Genomic DNA, 17851 nt, shown 5'->3' with positions numbered 1-17851 from the left:
GTTGCACGCGTAAGGAGCCCCGTCGTCTTCGGCGGGGCACACCTCGCAAATATCGACCGCGCTGATCATGCTCCATGGTTATGTTAACGGAGTAGGCGAGAGGAATGTTTGCCCAGATCGAGCCGTAAAGCTGGATGCCACAGCGAAGAAAAAGAAGTTCAGTCCTGCAGCATGATGGCCGGGACGGGGGTGCCCGCCACCTCACAGACCGCCTCGATGAGCAGGCGAACCGCTTTGGCATGCCAATCGATTTGGTCGATCGGCTTGTCCCAGTACTCTGACACGACGTGGGCAGTGTGACGTGCCTTCACGCCCAATCCGGCTATGCTACGAGCAGGCACTGTCATGAGTGCATGTTCGACGGGATACAGCTTTGCCAGGATGTCCTCGACCTCAGCTCGATGGGATCCCGCTTGTTCATTTTGCATCCTGGCAAGTTCATCCAGGAGCGCCGTCAACTGCGCTTCCAAAGTGAGCAACCTTTGGTCATCGGCCGCAGACGACGCGATTTCAGCTGAGCTCTCCTGCGCGTTCTGGACGGCATCGCTCTCTCCGACGGTCTGATTTCCCATGGTGGAGCCTCCAATCGAGCGCGCATTCGCGTCCGCCTGTTGAGCCATCTGGCTTTGTTGAGTATACTCAATTGATGGGTATGCTCAACAGGCCGCATTCGTTCACGAATGAACGATTTGCGAGATACTGTTGCTCGGAATTTGCGTCGCCTCCGAACGGGAAAGGGCTGGACGCAGGAGGAGCTCGCGTTCCGAGCAAAAGTCGACCGGAGCTATGTCAGTCAGCTGGAGACGGGCGTGTACAGCGCATCTGTGACGATGCTCGGTAAGCTGTCAAAGGCGCTCGGCGTAGATCCCAGCGAATTTCTAAAACCTTGACCAGAGCCTGGTACTCGTTTCGCTTGGGTGCTCTGGAAGAACATTCAGGCGGAGATGGTCGAACCGTTCACAGGGCGAGGCTGTCGCCTTTCTCAAACAGCAAGACTATAGGTCGACCTTCCTGCGAAGTCTGCATCATCCCATGGCGTACCAACTAACGTATTGGGATGATTGTGCACCAATATTGTTTTCGAATATATCGCATTGATTCAAAAAGATTTTCTATTGAGACAAGAGATCGATGGGGTATGAGTTTGGGGTCGGTAGTCGATGATCTAAAGTGATCTTCATCCTTGGCAACAGCTGGTCACGCTGAGGATGGTCTGAGCACGTTGGGTCACCAACAACTCTACCGCATTAGCGCGAAATGCTCAAAATCCATGCGCTTCCAGCTTTGCAGTGGCTGACTCCTTCGTCTGAAAGATTCGGGATGCGCAACGAGGCTCGATCGTTGTCGCTGAAAAGGAAGACAGCCGGCTGGGCGTGGCAGCCAGCTAAAGCTGATCGGGCTGATACGCTACTTGGGCGACCACTTTCGACGCATCACGTCGGCTCTGATATTTCCCGATCAGCGAACCACTTGGACCGTCGACTGTGCTTACGCGGTAGAGGTTCCACATCTTGTCCTTTGTCGGCGAGAGTCGATAGAGCCGTCCGTTCGTGCGGCAGTGCCAGTCTGGCGATTTCGCTCGCTGCGTCCATTTACAATCAGCGCCGGACAGAAGCCGATGCTCCCGGGCGATCCGATCTTTCCCGCGGGATTGCTCATAGCGTTCTTTTTGCTGGATCCTGAGGCGCTCTTCCTCGCGTTCGACATGATCTCGCAAGAGCCCGATAATGGCCGGCAGCTCGGTTCCTTTGGCCTTCTCACGTTCATAAATCACCAAGCAGCCCGGCTGCAGCTCTTCCTTCGGGTAGGAGAAATAGTCTTCATCTTCGAAGGCCCGCATGCGCTGGGTGACGTCTGTCGTTGTCAGGACCGGTCCAGGCATCCCGTTCAGAAAATCGCGCAGATCGTCGAATGGAATCCAGCAGCCTACGGCTGATTTGACGAGCTTCTCCCGATGTCCATCCCATTTGAGCCAAACTGAATTGCGGCCGTTGACGACGCGCATGACCTCGTTCGCGAGCACGATGACTGCATGCGGATCCCGGATGTGGCGCAAGGAGGGGCTCCGCACATAATTGAAAAGGAGATGCTTGATCGCCTGTAACCTCTCGTCTTCTGGCATCTCATCTCCTTTGGCTCTCCGGTTCGGTTTCTGGAGCGGCCGCCGGTTTCTCGATGGACGTTCCATCCTCGGTGATCTGAAGGCGGCGTACTGGATCGATCTGGTCTGCGACTCCCAAGGCCCAGGCCGTCCAACCTGCGACGGGGCTTTCTTCAGCCTTTTCCGAACCGAAGGCCGTGATGGCGGCTGCGACGAATGCGCGAATATCCTGGGCGGCTCGATGATCTGCTGCCATTCGGAGCAGCATCTTGCGTTGCTCTGCTTCCGCCTTGATGACTTTCTCGCGCGCAAGTCGGTCTGCCTCATCACGTTGTTCGGCCAGCCGACGCTCCATCTCGGCACGACGTCGGCATGCGTTTTCATAGACGGCGTGGGCGTTGGCGCGGTACTGAATCTCGCCGGCCACGATTAGTTTCAGAATGATTTCTCTGAGGCGATCTTCGATGCGACCGCTGTCATCATCTGCCCAGGAATCCCCAGTGGCTGGGATTTCCAGTCGGAGGGTTTCGTAAGCTTCGTGCGGCGTTTGGATTCGTCCGCTGGCTTGCGCCCTGGCTCTGGGGTGGTCGAGCGTGAACGAGATCTTCTGGCTGCCTACCGTCACACCCACATTGCGAGCCTGTTCGCCAAGCCAAGGCTGGTGGCGGGCTTTGATCAGGGCAAGGAACAGGTTGTTCAGGATCCGCAGCCGTCTTCGTTCGAATGGGCTATCAAAAAGCGGTTCGCTATAACGGAGCCTGTATGGAGCATCGCTGGGTTTCAGACGACGCAACGCATCTTCGTCGAGGAGATGGCGGATCAAGCTATGTGCCGACCCGAGATCGCGCACAAAGCGAATCTTCCCGAGTGACTGGTCCACTCTGACGGCGACAGCTTCGATGGATTCGGCGAACGTGGGCTCAGTCGGCGGCGGTGCGGCAAGTACGGCTTCAGGATTGGGAGGCCATAGATACGAGCGCGGGCCGCTTCCGATCGTCACGTCCGTCGCCATTCCCGGTGACCGTGGCGGCAGTTTTTGGCGGATAACCTTCTTGTCTGCGCGGAGTTTTGCCCAATAGCCCCGGTCCGGTACGGGAATATCGGCCTTGGCGCAGCACTTTTTCAGCCACACATCGGAGACGCCCATGCGCTGAGCGATCGCGCGCACCGGCTCTGTCCAGACAAGGTCGTAAAGTGCTTCACGAGAAATGGTGGTCAATCCAATCCTCTGGGTCAGTTCGACTTCACTGTAATCATTGAATATTGCGAAGGCGCGACGCCCTCGGCCTGGCTCCGGTGTTCGATCGAACGGATAGATGGGGTGGGCGGTCGATGCACAGGTGTCGGAGTGCGAAAGCGGTGCCCACGTGATGGACGGACCTAATGAAGCTCCTGACCGGGCTCGTCTAGACTAGAGCTTCACAAGGACAGCCTTGCCGTGTTGAGCTGTTCGCTCGAGATAGCGCCGCGTTTGCGGGTGCGCTCCTCAATCCGAAGCCGGTGAACGCGCGCTTTCAGGATACCGTTCGTCGTCACCGCGCGCTCATGGGGATATGATGAGCGAGAGCCCCTGAAAGCCCCCTGCAGGGGGAGTACGGGTTATACGTTGAAGCGTATTTCGCTGTGTTTTATGCGCCGCAGCGTATATGGCGTACCAGCGGGGATTCTCCGAAGGTTGGCGATCGATATCCGAAAGTCCTTGTCATCCAACCCGAAGCTCGTGCTCCGGGTCGATCGGCGCACAGGCGAGTGCCGAATGGCGGGCGAACGGCCCAGCCCGAAGGCGCCTCCCGAACTCAAGCCGCTTAGTCCGCTCGCGCGCCTTCACATGCGGGACATTCTGCTCGTGACCACTGTCGATTGACAATCCTAACGCCCGTCTCCCCCTCGCCGTAAGCCAACTCACCGTAAGCCGACAACCATGACTCACTGAGGCGGCCGCCGAGATTCGCGATGCGACCTTGCGACGTGACGAATACCCTGGTGAAAGAATGCGCTGGCGGCTGGAGCACGCAGTCGAGGGCAAGCTCGCTAAGCATCGCGGTCACGTAACTAAGTTCGATCGGACCATACGGCTGATAATGAGCGCCACACGCCGGCTCTTCCTGATTGGCGTCTCCGCCCTCCGGCCATTCCACAACTTTGAACGACGGTGTTCCCGTACGGCCGATGTGGCATTGTAGGCAGCCGCCAGCCTCGGCGATCGCCACACCGTGTCCGGCGCAAGCATGCGCCTCGGTCCAGCCATACACGATTGGTCGATCTCGTCCCTGAGCAACATGCCAGCGATTAAGAGCGGACTCAGCTGCCCAGCTTCCCGTTGCAGAAACGATCAAGTCAGCCGCCACCATAAGATCTTGCTCGGTATGAAGCAGGCGATGCAGGTCGCAATCGCGGTGCTCGATTGTAAGGTGGGGAAAATCAGCCTGTAGGCGCTCAGCCAGCGCCTCAGCCTTATTGCGGCCGACCGCAGTCGCGCCCAGAGGGTGCCGACCGACGTTCGGCCAGCTGAGTGTATCGTAATCGACTAGAATGAGGCGACCAACGCCAGCTTGCGCCAACGCAAGAGCGATCGGGGCACCAACGGATCCACATCCCACTAAGACGACAGTGGCCCGAAGCAAATGCTCCGTCCGAGGGTCGCGATCTCGGCCGTGGATCCAACTTGCGTCGGCGCGTTGCACCGAGGTTCTGACAACGGGGAGGGGCCCGAAGAAGCGACTGAGCAGAACCGGCCTCGGCGTGTGGCCGCGTCGAAAGCCTTTGGACAGAGGCTCAGCCGCCGATCGGACATGGTCCTTTAGGCACTTCGGATTTGGTACCTTGACGCCGATCAGGGCGGCACCGCCGCGGCCAGTCGCTCCCAGCATGGCGACGAGATAATCGGGTTCGCCAACAGCAGCATCCTCGAGCACCCCTTTTGATTCATGCCCGATCGCGGCAGCCAACGCGAGGAGATCTGAAGAGGTCTCGGGGTAAGCGGCGGGAAGCAGAGGTTCACCAAGCCAGATGAAGGCGGCGACCTCGGTCCTGGTATCCACATTGTCGCCGAAGCGGCGACGCACCCACTGTGCGAGTGAAGCGGCATCCTCACCGACGACTTCCAACCCTTTTCCTCTCCAAACCTGCACAAGTCTCGATGGCGGCGCAGGAGCGACCAAGCTGTAAAAGTCTGTTCCTTTCAAATGGGCCTTGTAGGCCCAGTAAGTCAGAAACTCCTCGCGGAAATCGCGTTCGATGATCGAGCCTTCAAGCAGCTCCTCAATGAGTCGTACCGAGCGGTGAAGCAGGTTTGCGGCGACGGCGGAGGGATCATCGGGATCATATTCCGCCATGTTCGGCAGCAGACAAAGAATGCCGTCACTCTCGACGTGTGGCCATGTCATGAAATCTGGATGATCGACGAGCGCGGTCCTAACCGGAACGGTTGGAAAGGCCGCCGTTGCCACCACGTCCACGCGACGCGTTCCACCATCGGAAAAGACCACGCTGACCCGCCACGCCGCGACCCATCGGCGCGAAGGATAGCAAGTGCTGATCGTCGCCTGGTCGAGCCGTTCGGGTGCCTGCCCTGTCAGTTCGCGCAGCGTACCTTCAAGGCGAAGCGCCGCCTGTCGCCAACGCAGCGGAAGCGTCTTCTCAGGCATGCCGACCGCCGCCAGCGCTGCTGACAGCGGCGGCCGCTACCGCGGTCTGCGAAAGCAGGCCGGCCGACGTGATGATCGCCGGGGCGGCGACCGCGGCGCGCTGTTCCTCCTCTAGCCGCTCGCTGAAGAAGGTGGTCGCGAAAACCTTGTCCCAGCACTTTAGCGCACGCTCGCGCGTGCAGTCGGCATCGAAGAGGGGCTGTAAGGTATCGATCGCTTCGGTCAGCTTATCGCGAAAGCAGCGCGCCCGAGCGTCGTCGGGCTCGCGGGTGATATAGTCGCCGGGCGTGACCGGGTGGGCGACTTGGAGATCGCCGTTGAGTCGATCACGGATTGCGACCATGCTATCGTAGAGGGCTTGATCCTCCCGGTCGTTGTGACGGAATCGCTCCGTCGTGAGTACCGAGATGCCGAAGCCGCTCAGGATGCCGTCCCGCCAGCTATCGCGGCTGCGTGCATATTTTTTGAGGTCTCGATTGATCCGACGGAGCTGAACGCCATCGGCGGACTTCGCGCGTTCGTCCTCGTACCAGTCCGACACGTCCCGTGCGTCGGATCGCTTCCACCCACTACTCGCTGCCAGCTCGTAATGGATTTCTTCGCCGAAGGCGGTTGACGTCAGCACTCGTCGATAGACCGGTAGGTCGACGTGATAGCCCTTTTCGTAAAAGACGCGCACGCAATTCGACCGAACCTCGGGCGGCGTCTTGAACTTGCCGTCATCAACGGCGTCGCGGACCATCTGGCGCGCCTGCAACGAAGTCATCTCCGCCCCGCGATCGCCGACCAAATCTTCCTTCCGAAAGTAAACGCCGTCATCGATGTCGTAGTCATTGTTGGGATCGCGGGTCATCGTCTTCATGGCGTAGCTGCCTTGCTTGACGAACTCGAGCGGCGCCGGCTTATCTGCTTCAGCAAGCCCGTTGCGGAGTCGGGTGCGGTTAGCGTTGCGCCGGTCGCGCATCGCGTCCTGCTCGCTCTTCGGCAGGGTCACTTCCTGATCGTGATATGCACGAACATCCTTGGAGCAGTCGAACATCCTCTATCCTTTCTGGTCGGAGGCTGCGGGGCGGTCCCAGACCGCTCCTGTGGCCGGCATCGCCGGAAGTTCGGTCATGAGGCGTCGGATCATCCGACCATCCTCGCTATTTGCGTCGTCGCAGGAGCTCTTGGTCAGGTCGGCATCCGTATGCGCCTGCGCGATCAGGCGCTCCATTGCTTCCGGCCGCGTGTCGTCGAGCGCCAGGTAAGGCATCATGCTTGCCGGGACAGGCTTGTTGGGGAACCGCACCCTCCGGATCGAGCGCCCACAATTGCTGATGGCGTTCGCCAAAAGCCGCGCCATGTGATCGAAGGCAAACTCCTGCGCCGAGATGCTGAGCGGCGCAACGTCGGCACCGAGCGTCCAGTCCAACATCGATCGATGGGCGCTTTCCGCGTCGAGATGATCTCCTTCGGGACGCGGACAGGTTCCCAACGAGAAGATCTCAATCGTGCGGTCCGGCGCGGCGATCGTCAGCGCATCGACGAGCCCGACCATGATAGGGTTATTGGCCCAGAGACCTCCGTCCGCAAACACTTGCTGTGGCCCGCCCGGCGTGTTCGGATCGTCGATAGCCGCAAGCGAGCGATAGATCGGCGCTGCGCTGGTCGCCATGCACACATCCACCAGCGGGTAGCGATCATCGCGGACGCCGCTCTTCGGCGTCTTCTTGAATACCCAGGCGCGGTGTTGGCTCATCAGCACGGCGGGAATTGACAGGGAGATGCCGCGCCCGTCGAAAACATCGCGCATCGTCACAGCGCCGAGGACACCTTGCAGCGCATCGCGAAGCGCTTTGTCGCCCTCGCGCACGAACCGGCTGCCCTGCGTAGCGCGATAGATCGCGCTGCCTTTCCCGGCGATCCGGTGCGGAAAGATCTTAGGCCCATGTTCACGGTAGAGCGCCACCACCTCGGACATGGGTCGGCCGACCGCGAGAGCACAGCCGACAATCGCCCCGGTGCTCGTGCCAGTGATCAGGTCGAACCCACGGCCAAGATCGAGCGCTGTCTCACCTCTAATCCGGGCGAATTGGTCGGTCAGGCGAGATAAGAACGCGGCGGTATAAATGCCCCGCATGCCGCCTCCATCAAGGCTCAGAACGCGAAAGGCGCGTGCCGTCTGTCGATGTTCCTCAGATATTTCCATCCGACGGGCCTTGGTAGCAAAGTAGGGGGCGCTCACACATCGATATGGACTTTCTGGCTCGTACGACTTCCGCCTCGGGGAATGGGCCACGCAACGGCTGCCGTCGGCATGTGGTTATCCTTTCGGCGGAAAGGGGTCGTTGCCGTACGAATTCGCGTCCCGGATACGACCATCAGGACGGTGGATGACGACTTCGCCATGCTCGCGAAGCGCGGTCTCGCGCGCAGCTTCTGTCGCTTCGGCTTGGGTGTCGTGAGTGGAGCCCACCCGCGACGCGCCTTCGCGGCGTGTGGCCCACCCCGTTTCGTGCGGCACTACATGGATGCGTTTTGACATTGCGGGTTCTTTCGACTCGCGGGGAGCCCAGCGCCCACCGGCCAGGATAGAGATTCCCGAGTTCAAGCTGGATGTCAACTATTGATCACATTGATATGTGAGTAATAAGCACATCATGTTTGTAATATTGACATCGGCCGCGATGCAGCGCAAACATCGGCTATGGCAGGCGATCCGGTCTATAGGGCGTTCGGGAGTGCCGTTTCGGCCCGGCGAAAGGCGCTCGGGCTGACTCAGGCGCAACTGGCAAGCAAAGTGAAAATGTCTCGCGCGTCGATCGCCAACATCGAGAGCGGCCGGCAGAACATATTGCTGCATCATGTCTATGCGCTCGCGGCCGCGCTCGACTTCGCGAAGGTCGCTGACTTGCTGCCGCCATTGCCGCAAAGGTCCATCGGGGAGGAATTGAAGATGACGCTGTCGAATCAGGCGCTGTCGAAGCAATCGCTATCGGAACATGCGGGGGCTCAGGTCGCGGACTTGATCACGAGCGCGCTGGCGCCACGTCGCGGTTCTAAGGTCGGATCGTGAGAGACGCCGATCCAGGTCGAGCGCGCGAAGCCGCGCGCGCGATCCTCCGGGAGTTCGGCGTTTCAGCGCCGCCCGTCCCGGTCGAACGCATCATCAAGTCGCGCAAGATCGTCCTTCAGTACGCGCCGCTGGAAGAGGATCTTTCGGGCATGGCCTATATCAAGGACGGCGTCGGCATCATCGGCGTCAACGCGCTGCATCATCCCAACCGCCAGCGCTTTTCCGCAGCCCATGAGCTCGCCCATCATGTGCTGCACGACGATGACATCAGACAAGCCGTTCATGTCGACAAGGGGATTCGTGTTCTCTTCCGGGACGACATCTCGGCGCTCGGAACCGAGCCGATGGAAATTGAAGCCAACGCCTTCGCCTCAGAGCTATTGATCCCCGGCGATCTCTTGGCCACCGCCTTGGAAGGCGGTGGCGTGGACCTCGAGGACGAGGCGGCGATTGAGGGTCTCGCGCGTCGGTTTAGGGTAAGCCCGGCAGCGATGCGTTTCCGGTTGACCCGTTGGTAGCACACCCATGAGCTTCGTCTTTTTCGACACCGAGACGACGGGGCTGAAACGGGGATTCGATCAGATACTCCACTTCGCGGCTGTTCGCACTGATGCGAACCTGAACGAGCTGGCGCGGTTCGAGACGCGCTCGCGTTTGCAACCGCATGTGCTTCCCCATCCTTCGGCGCTTCGCACGAATGGCTTGCCGATCGAACGGCTGACCGATGGGAACCTGCCGTCGCACTACACGATGGTGACAGACATTCGCCGGACCCTGATTTCCTGGAGCCCGGCGGTGTTCGTCGGCTTCAACTCCATCCGCTTCGACGAGGAGATGCTGCGCCACGCGCTCTTTCAGAACCTATATCCGGCATATCTGACGAGTAATCACCGCAACTGCCGCGCCGATGCGCTCAGCCTGGTGATGGCCGCCGATGCCGTATCCCCTGCGCAGCTGGTCGTGCCGGTCAACGAGGAAGGGCGGCGGACTTTTCGATTGCAACAGCTGGCGACCGCGAATGGCGTCTCCCATGCTCGCGCGCACGACGCGATGCCCGATGTACTTGCGACGCTCGACCTATGCCGGCTGGTCTACCAACGATCGCCGGAGTTGTGGCAGCGGTTTGTGCGCTTCTCGAACAAGGCGACCGTCGCGGATTTCGTCGAGGCCGAAGACGGCTTCGTGTTGACCGAGTTCTTCGGCGGCCAAGCCTATCATTCGCCGGTCGTCTGCATCGGCTCGGATCCCGATCAGGCCAATGGCCGGCTTTGCTTGAACCTCAACGAAGATGTGGGCCGGCTCGCCGCGATGAGCGATCCCGAACTGCAAGTTCATCTGACGCAGAAGCCGAGTCCGATCCGTCGCTTCAGGATCAATGCCGCACCCACACTGACGGCGTTCTTCGACGCTCCCGAGCATATGTTGGAGGGCGGTGCGATTGGCGATATCGAAGATCGGGCCCATCGGGTGAAAGCGGACATTGGTCTGCGCACGAGGCTTGTGGCTGCGTACATCGCCGCGCGCGAGCCCTACGCGTTATCTCCGCACATCGAAGAGCGCATCTATAACGGCTTTCCCGGCCCTGCTGACGAGGCACGAATTGCCGCCTTCCACGATGCGCGATGGGAGGACCGCTTCGCGATCGTCCAGGGCATGGAAGACGAGCGACTGCGCTGGTTCGGCCTCCGGTTGATCTATTTCGAAGCGCGTTCGGTTCTCCCCGAACCTGCTCGATTGGAGGTCGAACGCTATTTGACCGATCAGATGACGGGTGACGGTTCGGGTTGCCTCACTATCGATCAGGCGATGGCCGAGACGGGAAGGCTACTGGGAGAGGCTGTCGGTCCGGACGACCTTCTGATGCACTATCGCACTTACCTGCAGGATCGACGGGCGCGGTTGGAGGCCTATCGGGCGAAGTTGGTCGCCTGAATCCGCAGATCGGGACGGGTCTGACTTTCGCGCATCTGAAATGCGCGATTGTCCTTGACATTTTCCCCGGTTTCAGCGACTTTCGCGCATCTGAAATGCGGGCAAGTCTGTGACAATCCTTCTAGTCGGTGAAACCATTGACAGGCGACGCGCCCATGCCCAGGCGGCAGCGGGCGAGCTCATTCAGCTCGTCCGTGGGGTCTACGCCCAGGCCAATGCCGACGTCGATGCGGCGGTCTTGGCCCACGCCGTGCGCATCGCACATTATCTCTACCCGACCGCTTATCTCTCGTCGGCGTCCGCCGCGCTCCTGCGACCAACCCCCGACGGCCGGCTTTTCCTAAGCGGACGACGCAACCAGCGAACCCGGATCCGCACGCTCGAGATCGTCCAAAACGAAGCGCCCGCTCATCCGTCGACGGCGCCGGCGATCGTGGGCGACGATCAAGGTGAGATCAGGATCGAGGTGTCGTCACCGCGCCAGCGGTTCCTGGAAGCGTTCCGGCTCCGAAGCGAGCATGCCAGCGCTATTACCGACGAGCTTCGTGCCGATATGGCGGCACGGCTGATCGAGGAGTTTGGATCATCACAAGCGGCGGCGGACGCCGTCTGGGCGCTGGCTCGCGAGAATGGCTGGTATCGCGAGGGGGAAGGGGCCGAGCGCTACCTGACCACGCGCACCTCTGCCGGAAAGGCGGTGGCGAACAAGGCGGCTCTTGAGCGGATCGTCGCCTGGCATGGCGAGCCTCTCGGCCGCCTGATGCATGACGGCTTCGAATGGCGTTGGAAGGCGACGGCGAATACGGCACCGCCGCTCGTTCGCCAGACAGCTCCCGGCAAGCTCCCAGCATTTGTGGAGTCGCTGTTGCCGGAAGGCTGGCTCGCCCAGGTGCTTCACGAGCGGGACGATCGCGATGCCATTCGCCGCGGCAAGCGGTTCATGTCGAACGTCGCTGTTGTTACCAATAAGAAGGAGCTCGAAGCGCTCCCGCTCGACGTCCTGCAAGCGCCGCTTGCGAAGTTCGCGAAAGGCGGGGAATTCACTGGACGCTATGTCGGTCCATCGCGGGGTGAGCTGGAGCACAGCTTCGAGGAGAATCTCGCGCAGTTATTTGAGCGTGCGGAGACGCCCCGTCTGTCCGGCGTGCAAATCAAGGCACCGATGTGCCTGACGTCCGAGGGCGAGCTGATCCCGGCGATCGACGCGCCGTTCACCCACATCCTCAAGCCTGCGGGGCTCGCCGGCTTCGAGGCGCTGCCAGTCGTCGAATGGATCTGCCTGGAGCTCGGTCGAGCGGCGGGGTTCGTCGTGCCTGATGCCGCACTTGTCGGTATGCCCGACGGCATGGCGCCCGCACTCGTCGTCGAGCGGTTCGACATCAGGCGGGACGAGGCTGACGAGCGCCGCCTCGCGCTCGAGGATTTTTGCTCGGTGCTCGATCTGCCCGCGGCGGCAAAGTACGACGGCACTATCGAGCGCGTGGCGCGCGGGCTTCGACCGCTCTCCACCGATCCCGCCGACGATCTCGATATTCTATTCCGGCGCGCGCTCTTCGCCTGGCTGATCGCCGACGGCGACATGCACCTCAAGAACCTGGCGTTGCTGAAGATCGCCGCGCCCGGCGCGCGGCATTTCGAGAGCGTCCGGTTCGCGCCGCTCTACGACGCGGTCACGACGCGGGTCTTTCCGGGCCTTGCCAGTGATCGCATGGCCCTCAAACTGAGTGGGAAGGACGAACGGCTCACGCCGAGTGATTTTCTCACGCTTGCCCGTACTATCGAGCTCCCCGTCGCGCGCGCGGAAGACGCGATGGCGACCGTAGCGGTGGCAACGCGCAAGGCCGCGGATGCCTTATCGCTGCCCAAAATTGCGCGTGACCGCGAAGGCGCCACGTCCGCCGAGGGGCGCGTCAAGGCGATCGTGGCTGAGCGATGCGGTGCCTTCGCATGAGCTTGGAATCGGTCAAAATATATGTTGGCGTGACCGACCTCGACTGGTTCGAGTTTCTGTCCGCGCGAAGCGTCGACGAGGTCAATTTCTGGCAACCAGGTGGCCGATCGCAGTTTCGCGCGCTTCAGTCCGGCGAGCTGTTTTTGTTCAAGCTCCATAGCCCGAACAACTTCATCGTCGGCGGCGGTCTGTTCGGCCATGCCTCGATCGTTCCGATCTCGCTCGCATCGGAAGCGTTCGGGGACAAGAACGGTGCCGCCTCGCTCGACGAAATGCGCGATCGGGTGGCTCGCTATCGGCGCGAGCCGGTCGACTTTCGAACCGACTATTCGATCGGTTGCCGCATCTTGGAGCAACCGTTCTTCTGGCCGCGGGATCTCTGGCTTCCAATTGCCGATCGCTGGGCGCCGAGCATTGTGGTTGGAAAGGGGTCCGACACCGGCGAAGCGGACGGACGATTTCTATGGGACGCCGTTCGAGAGCGACTGACTGCCGCGCCTGTCGGTGCGTCGACTCCGCTCGCCGAGGTCGCGCGGTACGGCGATCCTAGGCTTGTACGGCCACGCCTTGGTCAAGGCACGTTCCGGGTTGCTGTCACTGACAGCTACGGTAGGCGCTGCGCAGTCACGGGCGAGCGCACGTTGCCGGTCCTTGATGCTGCACACATCCGTGCGTACGGGGCTGGCGGCCAGCATGAAGTTAGTAACGGCTTGCTCCTTCGCACCGATATCCACAAACTGTTCGATCGCGGCTACGTGACGGTAGACGCTGATCACAGGTTTGTTGTGAGCCAACGCCTTCGAGAGGACTTCCAGAACGGTCGGCACTATTACGAGTTGGAGGGGCAACGGCTCGCATTGCCAGTGCGCGTCGACGATAGGCCCGACATCGATGCGTTGCGGTGGCACCGCGAAGAAAGATACCTCGCGTGAAGACGAGCAAATCAGCGAGCACAAACGAGAGTGGAGCAGGTTCCGCTTCGCTTGCGGGCTATGAGTATCAGATCGACGTCTCAATATGGCTGGCGCTGGATCTGGTCCTGATTTCGCGCCTCACAGACGAGCTTGTCCTCGAACCTGCGAGCCAAGAGGACCTTGAAGCTACGCTTTCCGATGCCGAACCGGGACGGCTCGTCAGTCGAGTGCCGATGACCGGCTACACGCTGATTGTACAAGCCAAGCGCCGTGGCGGTGACGCTTGGACGCCGACAACACTCAAATCCCTGTTGAAGCACGGAAGTGACACTCGGATATCGGCGGCCGAGCGACTGAAGAACCTCGGCGCGCGCTATCTCTTGGTGACGAGCGCCGGCGTCAATGGCGATGCAAGGAAGCTGAACAGACGGCAAGCTGGCTCGTGGCCGAAGCCCAATGCGATGCCGAACGTCATCTCCAAGGACATCGATCACGACATCTCTGGGCGGGTTGCGGTCATTGCAAATCAGGATGACGAACGTCTGCGCGGAGACATTGATCGCCTTCTTTCAGAGGGCTGTCGCGTCCCCAATGCGCGCTTAGCTTCCTGCCGGTCGAAGCTGCGCGAGGAAGCACGTTCGAGAATTGCGCGAGCCAGCGGAGGGCGATGGCGCCGGCAGGATATCGAAAGAATCGTTCGGGAACACGAAGGTTATCTCGCGAGCGCGCCGGAGCTCGAACATTATGTGTACCCCAACAATTGGGGCGATCTTCGCGAGGCGATGGCCAAGGAATCGGCCGCAATCATCATCGGCCAGTCCGGAACGGGCAAGACGCTTGCGACCAAGATGCTCTACGATGAGCTCCGGAAGGTAACGCCCGGTTTGACACGTGTTCCGATCCGGCTTGGACCATCGCAGCTTCGCGATGACACGACGCCGCCACCAGTTCTCTACGACATCGAAGATCCTTGGGGGCGGTTCGACTTCGACCCGAACAGCCGACCGTGGAATGATCAACTGGGCGACTTTCTTGCATCTGCTCGGCCCGACCGCATGATCATCGCCACTTCGCGGCTCGACGTGGCGCAAGCAGCAGGCGTCCTTCCGACGATCAAGCCGTGGGTCGTGGGTCTCGAAGCCGAGAACTATGGCAAGGTCGCACGGCAAAAGCTGTACCGCAGCCGTATCGACAGCCTGCCAAGAGATCTGAGGCCGCTCGCACGCAGCTCCGAACGCCAAGTTCTCGATAATTTGGCGACGCCCCTCGAGATTCAAAAATTTTTCGACGCGTTGCGAACACAGGATCGCGAAGGGCTCAAGAATCCGCCTGGGTTCGTCGGAGCTGCCATCGATCGTGCTCATCAGGACTCGATCGAGCTCACTGTCATCGAGCAGATCGAGGGGCGGCGTGATGTGCCCGCCGCCGCTATCATGTGGGCCGTGCTAGCCGCCAACGACAAAGTAACGCGTTCAGTCCTTCGCGAGATTGAGGACGGCCTTGCCGATATCGATGCTACGATGGAGAAAGGTGTATCTCCGCTCGTCGACTTTTTCGTGGCGGCCCGTAACTTCCGCCAGAGCGACGGGGGGATCGTCACCTACTATCATCCGCGAGTCGAAGCCGGGATCACGCGGGCGCTTGAAAAAAATCGGCAGACGGTTCGCCGGACATTGCGCCGGCTAATCGACTTTCTGGTTTCGGCAGATGGCCCAGGGGAGGAATGGGGTGCGGGCGCAGCAGCCCGCATCCTGTCGCGTGCCCGCACTCAATTTGGTGTAAATCCGACAGGCAGCGCAGCACTCAAAATCGATGCTTGGCTTGAGGTAAGAGTTGCTTCCGGCGGAAAGGAATTCGGAGAGCATCTTGAGCTTGCCGCGAGCGCCGGCTCGACGGCCAGCAACGCTGCAGAAGTGGCGCGCTTCCTACTGCATCGTCCAGACAGATCGTTCGGTGGCATGCTCAGTTGGGGGCGACAGAAGAAGGATGTGGACTGGTACAACGCACGCGCTGCAAACCCAGCGACGAAGCCTCTGGTCGAGACGTTCATTCGTACGATTCTACCACAAGACCGCGTTCATTACCCGACCTCTCTTTCTGATGAGCTCGCACGGCTTTCTTCGGGCCTGACACCTGCGTTTCTGGAGGCTGCCGCAGAAGCCGTCCACTACGGTTACATCGCGTCGGATGACGTGATCGCTTATGGCGCGCTCAACGACATCGAGGGCTTTGAAGCGATCGTCGATTCTGCGGTTGCCGTTCTCACACCCTCCGAAAAGGAGCTGCGAGAGGCAGCTGAGACACATCTTGATATTGTCAACGACGTTTACAGTGATGATTACGCGCAGCACATCTCAGAGAACGATGACGGTTACACCGCCAGCGAGTTTCTGAAAGCGTATGTTGGACGCGTTCGCCGGGAAAGAGGTTGGCAGCTCATAGCCCAACATCGGCATGCCGAGAAGTTGCGGTCTTATTGGCTCAGAGCGCTTGCCGAAGAGGCTCGCGAAGGCCCGGTTAAAAGTGACGAGCTGGCTGGCGCATTTCAAGCCGTCTACGGCACGAAGGACGAAGACGACCTCTGGGTGGTGTTGCTGAAGCAATGGGATCCGCAATATACTCGAGCCCTCGCGGCACGCTTGATCGAGGGATCATCAGACGGCGGCGTCGAACGGGCAGCGCTGACGTGCCTCATTGAACACGATCCCAAGGCGCTTTCCACGATCATAGCTGACCTTATCGATCGAGGTGCAATCAGCCGCCTCGTCGGTCTCAGCAGCGGTATCGCCTACCTCCGTTGCGGGCGCTCACGTGATGGTGCGGAGCACGTAGCTGCTGTTGAAGCTGCGACAGCACAATTGCCTGAGCCATTTGCTGAGATCTGCAAGGCAGAGATGGCGCTCGCCAAGGAGGAGGTACCGTTTCTATCGAGCGCGGCCCGCGACGTGCTTGATAGCATACCCGACCCAAGCGATTCGGTCCGCATCCTTCGGCTCGAACTTCATCCGAGCAATGTCCTGTCAGTCGGAGGCGACATTCGCTGGGGACTCGAGAAAAGCGATGATTCTGCGACTGCCGTTCTCGCGGTTGAGGCTGCCATTCGCGAAAATATGACCAGCGAAGTGGAAGGGGCGCTCGATCATCGTTTTGCGCATGTCGCCGCGCGCGCGCTGACCTCAATCGCGACTCCCTTATCTGCCCCGCTGCCGTCGCGTCTCTTGAAGCTTGCCGACCATCGAGGGAGCCCGGTGAGAAGGGCGCTCGTGGATGTGCTGAAAGCCAAGCCGCACCGTGCGCATCAGGCGACATTGATCCAGCTCGCGGGCGATCAATGGTCGAAAAACACGATGCACTACGGGCAAGATAGCGATGATTACCCTATCGCACAGACAGCGGTAAACGCGCTTGCGGACGTCGCGCCGCTTGGCGGCGCAGACGATGAGGCGGTCTTCGCGATCGCGATCGACACGTCGGACCCTGATGTTCGTAACGCGATATTTCAGCTGCTTGCAAAAACTGGCGGTCTTGCCATGCAAAACAGACTGTTCGACATCGTAGTCGAACCTGGACGGACACATGTTCGATCGTCCGCGGCTCATGCAATGCTCCAAGCTGCGGAGCAACTTGATCCGGCCATCGTCGACAAGATCACGCCGCGGTTGCTGGCGACGCGGTACGAACCGGTCGCGGGCGTGCTTGCTATCCTAATCGCTTGGCGAGGTGAGATCGCTTCGATCCGCGCTGCAGCGGAGGAGATCGCGACAAATTCCAAGCGCAGGGTGCTACTTCTTCTTATCGTGTGGGTCCTCAAGGACCGCGACCCGCAAATCGCCGAGGAGATCGCGGCCATGTTGCCCGCAGGCCATAAAGCGGTGGCTTGGGCGCTCGGTGGCGAGCTTGCCAAGGTGGACGATTCATTGATCGCGGACTTGGGCGATCATGCCGTGTGCGCCGAAGTGTTGAAATACATGAGGCCTACATCTGACACGAAGCCGCAGAAATCCAAAAGGACATCGAGTCAGCATTAAGGGGTGAAGAGGTACGGCCCGCGTATGACACAATCAGTTGCCTCTAGCTGACGGCGACCGGCCGAATGACCCCGATCTCAATAATCCTGCCAGCCCCGAGCCCACTAGAACACAGGTGCGTAAGCTCGGGAGAATGATGTCGGACCCACGCAAAATCCCGTACAAGCACTGACCGTTAGTGCCTGACCGTGATGATCGGTGCCTAATGGTTAGGCGACGG

Annotated in this window: 14 protein-coding genes; 7 read left to right on the top strand and 7 right to left on the bottom strand. The window is 60.4% G+C overall.

Annotated elements, in window-relative coordinates:
* Positions 1 to 158: 158 nt before the first annotated feature.
* A complete protein-coding gene (locus ACQR1B_RS06650; RefSeq protein WP_316203642.1) occupies positions 159 to 572 on the bottom strand; it encodes a hypothetical protein in 414 nt (137 codons plus the stop codon).
* A gap of 108 nt (positions 573 to 680) precedes the next feature.
* On the opposite strand from ACQR1B_RS06650, the gene ACQR1B_RS06645 reads away from it, so the two are divergent.
* Complete coding sequence (locus ACQR1B_RS06645) at positions 681 to 890, top strand: helix-turn-helix domain-containing protein (protein ID WP_172181405.1); 210 nt, start codon at positions 681 to 683, stop codon at positions 888 to 890.
* A gap of 494 nt (positions 891 to 1384) precedes the next feature.
* Here ACQR1B_RS06645 and ACQR1B_RS06640 read toward each other — a convergent pair whose 3' ends face one another.
* From ACQR1B_RS06640 to ACQR1B_RS06615, 6 genes are all read right to left on the bottom strand, one after another.
* The gene (locus ACQR1B_RS06640; protein ID WP_316203641.1) at positions 1385 to 2122 is read right to left on the bottom strand and encodes a hypothetical protein; all 738 of its coding nucleotides are present in this window, start codon (positions 2120 to 2122) and stop codon (positions 1385 to 1387) included.
* Between the two features lies 1 nt (position 2123).
* A complete protein-coding gene (locus tag ACQR1B_RS06635) occupies positions 2124 to 3320 on the bottom strand; it encodes a hypothetical protein (RefSeq protein WP_434835245.1) in 1197 nt (398 codons plus the stop codon).
* Positions 3321 to 3906: 586 nt separating this feature from the next.
* The gene (locus ACQR1B_RS06630; protein ID WP_316203639.1) at positions 3907 to 5748 is read right to left on the bottom strand and encodes a ThiF family adenylyltransferase; all 1842 of its coding nucleotides are present in this window, start codon (positions 5746 to 5748) and stop codon (positions 3907 to 3909) included.
* Positions 5741 to 6787: a cyclic GMP-AMP synthase DncV-like nucleotidyltransferase gene (locus tag ACQR1B_RS06625; RefSeq protein ID WP_316203638.1), complete on the bottom strand. Its 1047-nt coding sequence runs from the start codon at positions 6785 to 6787 to the stop codon at positions 5741 to 5743. The genes ACQR1B_RS06630 and ACQR1B_RS06625 overlap by 8 nt, the downstream gene beginning before the upstream one ends.
* Before the next feature lie 3 nt (positions 6788 to 6790).
* Positions 6791 to 7939 carry a patatin-like phospholipase family protein gene (locus ACQR1B_RS06620; protein ID WP_316203637.1) on the bottom strand — a complete coding sequence of 383 codons (1149 nt, stop codon included), beginning with the start codon at positions 7937 to 7939 and terminating at the stop codon, positions 6791 to 6793.
* 114 nt (positions 7940 to 8053) lie between these two features.
* Positions 8054 to 8275, bottom strand: a complete 222-nt coding sequence (locus tag ACQR1B_RS06615; protein ID WP_316203636.1) for a DUF2188 domain-containing protein — start codon at positions 8273 to 8275, stop codon at positions 8054 to 8056.
* 162 nt (positions 8276 to 8437) lie between these two features.
* On the opposite strand from ACQR1B_RS06615, the gene ACQR1B_RS06610 reads away from it, so the two are divergent.
* The 6 genes from ACQR1B_RS06610 to ACQR1B_RS06585 all read left to right on the top strand — a co-directional run bounded on the left by ACQR1B_RS06610 (position 8438) and on the right by ACQR1B_RS06585 (position 17631).
* Complete coding sequence (locus tag ACQR1B_RS06610; protein WP_316203635.1) at positions 8438 to 8806, top strand: helix-turn-helix transcriptional regulator; 369 nt, start codon at positions 8438 to 8440, stop codon at positions 8804 to 8806.
* Entirely contained in the window at positions 8803 to 9324 is a 522-nt protein-coding gene (locus tag ACQR1B_RS06605) for an ImmA/IrrE family metallo-endopeptidase (protein ID WP_316203634.1), read from the top strand. The genes ACQR1B_RS06610 and ACQR1B_RS06605 overlap by 4 nt, the downstream gene beginning before the upstream one ends.
* Positions 9325 to 9331: 7 nt before the next feature.
* A complete protein-coding gene (locus tag ACQR1B_RS06600) occupies positions 9332 to 10738 on the top strand; it encodes an exonuclease domain-containing protein (RefSeq protein ID WP_316203633.1) in 1407 nt (468 codons plus the stop codon).
* A 109-nt stretch (positions 10739 to 10847) separates the two neighbouring features.
* Positions 10848 to 12689, top strand: coding sequence for a HipA domain-containing protein (locus ACQR1B_RS06595; RefSeq protein ID WP_316203632.1), 1842 nt, complete (start codon positions 10848 to 10850; stop codon positions 12687 to 12689).
* Complete coding sequence (locus tag ACQR1B_RS06590; RefSeq protein WP_316203631.1) at positions 12686 to 13621, top strand: HNH endonuclease; 936 nt, start codon at positions 12686 to 12688, stop codon at positions 13619 to 13621. Before ACQR1B_RS06595 ends, ACQR1B_RS06590 begins: the two co-directional genes overlap by 4 nt.
* Entirely contained in the window at positions 13618 to 17631 is a 4014-nt protein-coding gene (locus ACQR1B_RS06585) for a hypothetical protein (protein ID WP_434835246.1), read from the top strand. Before ACQR1B_RS06590 ends, ACQR1B_RS06585 begins: the two co-directional genes overlap by 4 nt.
* Positions 17632 to 17851: the final 220 nt, after the last annotated feature.

The sequence above is a fragment of the Bradyrhizobium oligotrophicum genome (assembly GCF_051168495.1).
Classification (GTDB): Bacteria; Pseudomonadota; Alphaproteobacteria; order Rhizobiales; family Xanthobacteraceae; genus Bradyrhizobium; species Bradyrhizobium oligotrophicum_A.
The sequence above is the reverse complement of the archived record's forward strand: the minus strand, read 5'-3'. Positions and strand labels throughout refer to the sequence as shown.

Excerpts from the sequence above, each read along its gene's own strand:
- ACQR1B_RS06645 (WP_172181405.1), top strand. The coding sequence starts at position 681 with ATGAACGATTTGCGAGATACTGTTGCTCGGAATTTGCGTCGCCTCCGA.
- ACQR1B_RS06615 (WP_316203636.1), bottom strand. The coding sequence starts at position 8,275 with ATGTCAAAACGCATCCATGTAGTGCCGCACGAAACGGGGTGGGCCACA.
- ACQR1B_RS06590 (WP_316203631.1), top strand. The coding sequence starts at position 12,686 with ATGAGCTTGGAATCGGTCAAAATATATGTTGGCGTGACCGACCTCGAC.
- ACQR1B_RS06625 (WP_316203638.1), bottom strand. The coding sequence starts at position 6,787 with ATGTTCGACTGCTCCAAGGATGTTCGTGCATATCACGATCAGGAAGTG.
- ACQR1B_RS06640 (WP_316203641.1), bottom strand. The coding sequence starts at position 2,122 with ATGCCAGAAGACGAGAGGTTACAGGCGATCAAGCATCTCCTTTTCAAT.
- ACQR1B_RS06610 (WP_316203635.1), top strand. The coding sequence starts at position 8,438 with ATGGCAGGCGATCCGGTCTATAGGGCGTTCGGGAGTGCCGTTTCGGCC.
- ACQR1B_RS06630 (WP_316203639.1), bottom strand. The coding sequence starts at position 5,748 with ATGCCTGAGAAGACGCTTCCGCTGCGTTGGCGACAGGCGGCGCTTCGC.
- ACQR1B_RS06600 (WP_316203633.1), top strand. The coding sequence starts at position 9,332 with ATGAGCTTCGTCTTTTTCGACACCGAGACGACGGGGCTGAAACGGGGA.
- ACQR1B_RS06650 (WP_316203642.1), bottom strand. The coding sequence starts at position 572 with ATGGGAAATCAGACCGTCGGAGAGAGCGATGCCGTCCAGAACGCGCAG.
- ACQR1B_RS06620 (WP_316203637.1), bottom strand. The coding sequence starts at position 7,939 with ATGGAAATATCTGAGGAACATCGACAGACGGCACGCGCCTTTCGCGTT.